We start from the raw sequence: 3373 nt of genomic DNA, 5'->3' as shown, positions 1-3373 counted from the left end.
CTTGCCGGCGATAGGGCCGATACAGACAACTCAAAAACCAGGATCAGCCCCATGCCCTCCAACCCCGCCCTGCTGGCGTTCGCCCTGTGCCTGATCACCCTCGCGGTCAACCTGCAGGCCCCGCTCTACATCACCTACGCCGACCTCTCCGGGCAAGGCGCCACTGCCACCGCCGTGGCCTTCTCCGGCTATGTCCTGGGTGTACTGCCCGTGCTGCTGGCCCTCGGCGGCCTGGCCGACCGGATCGGGCGCCGGCCACTGATCCTCGCCGCGCTGCTGCTGTCGATGCTCGCCACCCTGCTCATGCTGCTGGCCCCCAGCCTGCAGACCCTGGGCATGGCCCGCCTGTGCCTGGGCCTTGGCACCGGCCTCGCCTCGGCCACCGCCACGGCCTACATGGGCGAACTGATGGGCGCCGACAGCAGTGCCCGCGCTGCCAACTGGGTGACCGCCAGCACCTCGCTGGGCTTTGGCCTGGGCGCGGCGCTGACCAGCCTGTTCCTGCTGCGCGGCCCGAGCCTCACGCCGGGCAGCTTCCACCTGCAGCTGGCGCTTGCTGCCGTGGCCCTGGCGCTGGTCTGGCGCCTGCCCGACCCACGCCCGACGCAACGCAGCGCCATGCTGCGCTTGCCTGGCTACCCAACCGGCAGCGTGGTGTATGGCCTGGCCATTCTGCTGGCCTGGGCCTGTGTCGGGCTGGTCATCGCCCTGCTGCCAGGGATTCTGCGCCAGCACGGCCTGAGTGCGTGGTCAGGCTTTTCGACCTTCTGCGTGATCAGCTGTGGCCTGCTGTTCCAGCCACTGGCACGGCGTATGGCCTGCGCCAAGGCTACGTTGCTGGGCCTGGGAATTTTGCCGTGCAGCTATGCGCTGCTGGCCTGGGGTGCTGACCGCGGGCAACTGGGCGCCGTGCTGCTGGGGGCGGTGGCGGCGAGCAGCGCGTGCTATGGGTTCATCTACCTGGGCGGGCTGGCGGCGGTGAGCCAGCTGGCAGGAAGCGAGAAGACCCGGGGCAGCGCCGGGTTCTTCCTGCTGGCGTATCTTGGGTTCAGTGTGCCGGTGATCTTTACCGGGGTGCTGAGTGACCAGCTGGGGCCGCGCGTGGCGTTGCTGGCGTTTGGTGGCGTGCTGGTGCTGGGGTGTGCAGCGGTCGCACTGGCATTGGTGCTGTCTGCGCGGGCAAGCCCGCTTGCGCAATCCTGCTGAAAAGCACATTCCCCCTTGTGGGAGCCGGCTTGCCGGCGATGAGGCCAGGGCAGGCAAATACCGGTTCGGGCCCTATCGCCGGCAAGCCGGCTCCCACAGGATTCTCTACAGGCCTGGAGCTTCTGTGGCGAGCTTCAGATTGCAGTCGCCCCGCCATCCACGGTCAGGCTGTGCCCCGTGGTGAACGCCGCGCCATCACTGCACAGGTACAGCACCGCGCTGGCGATCTCCTCGACCTTGCCGATGCGCCCGACCGGGTGCATGGCTGCGGCGAATTCGGCCTTGCGCGGGTCAGCCTCATAGGCCCGGCGGAACATGTCGGTATCGATCACTGCAGGGCACACCGCATTCACCCGGATGCCCTTCTTGGCGTACTCGATGGCCGCCGACTTGGTCAGGCCGATCACCGCGTGCTTGGACGCGCTGTAGATGCTCATCTTCGGCGCCGCGCCCAGCCCGGCCACCGACGCGGTATTCACGATCGCCCCGCCGCCCTGGGCCAAGAGCAACGGCAGTTGATACTTCATGCACAACCACACGCCTTTGACGTTGACGCCCATGATCGCGTCGAACTCTGCTTCGCTGCCCTCGGCCAAACGGCCCTGTTCGATCTCGATGCCTGCATTGTTGTAGGCGTAGTCCAGGCGACCGTAGGCCTGGATGACGCGCTCATGCAACTGGCGCACCTGGCCATCCTGGGTCACGTCACACGCCACGAACAGCGCCTGGCCACCGGCCTCGACGATTTGCGCCACCGTGGCCTCGCCGCCGACCGGGTCGAGGTCGGCCACCACCACCTTCAGGCCTTCGCGGGCAAAGGCCAGGGCCGTTGCCCGGCCGATACCTGCCGCGCCGCCGGTGACCAGGGCTACCTGGCCGGAAAAGGTCATGCTCATGGTTCGCTCCTGATCGTGAAATATCGGCCATGAGTCTAGTCAGCCCACCACCCGGCTGGGCAGCATCATCAGGGCAACGGTTGGGCTACCATGCTTACCAGTGATTTTGCGCACCTCCCTGCATCAGCAGGCTAAATTCATCGCTTTCGCCTACCGCCCTCAAGGACCTGCCATGACCCAGACCAACCGCCGCTTCCTGCTAGCCAAACGTCCGGTCGGCGCCGTGCGCCGCGACGACTTCACCTTCGAGACAGTACCCGCCGAAGCACCGGCCGAGGGGCAGATCCAGGTGCGCAACCTGTACCTGTCGCTGGACCCGGCCATGCGCGGCTGGATGAACGAAGGCAAGTCGTACATCCCCCCTGTGGCCCTCGGCCAGGTGATGCGCGCGCTCGGCGTGGGCGAAGTGGTGGCCTCCCGGCACCCTGACTACAAAGCCGGCGACCACGTCAGCGGCGCCCTGGGGGTACAGGACTATTTCACTGGCGAGCCCCAGGGCCTGCACAAGATCGACCCCCGGCTTGCTCCCCTGCCCCGCTACCTGTCGGCCCTGGGCATGACTGGCATGACGGCCTATTTCGCCCTGCTCGAAGTGGGCCAACCCAAGGCCGGCGATACCGTGGTGATTTCCGGTGCAGCAGGCGCGGTGGGCAGCATCGTTGGCCAGATCGCCAAGCTCAAGGGCTGCCACGTGGTCGGCATTGCCGGTGGCGCGCAGAAGTGCCAGTACCTCAAGGATGAACTGGGGTTCGACGGCGTCATCGACTACAAGGCCGAGGACGTGCTCGCCGGCCTCAAGCGCGAATGCCCCAAGGGCGTGGATGTGTATTTCGATAACGTCGGCGGCGAGATCCTCGACGCGGTGCTTACCCGCATCAACTTCAAGGCCCGCATCGTCATCTGCGGCGCCATCAGCCAGTACAACAACAAGGAAGCGGTCAAAGGCCCGGCAAACTACCTGGCGTTGCTGGTGAACCGTGCGCGGATGGAAGGCTTCGTGGTGATGGACCACGCCAAGGACTATGGCAAGGCGGCGCATGAGATCGCCGGGTGGCTGGCCAGCGGCAAGGTCAAGAGCAAGGAGGATGTGGTGGACGGGCTGGAGACGTTCCCGGAGACCTTGCTCAAGCTGTTCAGCGGGGAGAATTTCGGCAAGTTGGTGCTGAAGGTCTGAACCCGAAAGCAGGGGCTCGGCACCTCCCCCCCGTGGGAGCCGGCTTGCCGGCGATAGGGCCGGAACCGGTGTTTACCTGACCCGGCCTTATCGCCGG

Annotated in this window: 3 protein-coding genes; 2 read left to right on the top strand and 1 reads right to left on the bottom strand. The window is 66.4% G+C overall.

Annotated features, from left to right (window positions below; translation table 11 throughout):
- Positions 1–51 precede the first annotated feature (51 nt).
- The gene (locus PMI38_RS25840; RefSeq protein ID WP_008100987.1) at positions 52–1206 is read left to right on the top strand and encodes an MFS transporter; all 1155 of its coding nucleotides are present in this window, start codon (positions 52–54) and stop codon (positions 1204–1206) included.
- A gap of 134 nt (positions 1207–1340) precedes the next feature.
- Here PMI38_RS25840 and PMI38_RS25835 read toward each other — a convergent pair whose 3' ends face one another.
- Entirely contained in the window at positions 1341–2102 is a 762-nt protein-coding gene (locus PMI38_RS25835; protein ID WP_008100985.1) for an SDR family oxidoreductase, read from the bottom strand.
- Between the two features lie 172 nt (positions 2103–2274).
- Between PMI38_RS25835 and PMI38_RS25830 the strand changes: the two genes are divergently transcribed.
- Positions 2275–3276 (top strand): NADP-dependent oxidoreductase, encoded by a 1002-nt coding sequence (locus tag PMI38_RS25830; protein ID WP_008100982.1) that lies wholly within the window; start codon positions 2275–2277, stop codon positions 3274–3276.
- Positions 3277–3373: the final 97 nt, after the last annotated feature.

It is taken from the genome of Pseudomonas sp. GM84, assembly GCF_000282535.1.
GTDB lineage: Bacteria > Pseudomonadota > Gammaproteobacteria > Pseudomonadales > Pseudomonadaceae > Aquipseudomonas.
The sequence above is the reverse complement of the archived record's forward strand: the minus strand, read 5'-3'. Positions and strand labels throughout refer to the sequence as shown.

Coding starts and splice junctions, on each gene's coding strand:
- PMI38_RS25840 (WP_008100987.1), top strand. CDS start 52: ATGCCCTCCAACCCCGCCCTGCTGGCGTTCGCCCTGTGCCTGATCACC.
- PMI38_RS25835 (WP_008100985.1), bottom strand. CDS start 2,102: ATGAGCATGACCTTTTCCGGCCAGGTAGCCCTGGTCACCGGCGGCGCG.
- PMI38_RS25830 (WP_008100982.1), top strand. CDS start 2,275: ATGACCCAGACCAACCGCCGCTTCCTGCTAGCCAAACGTCCGGTCGGC.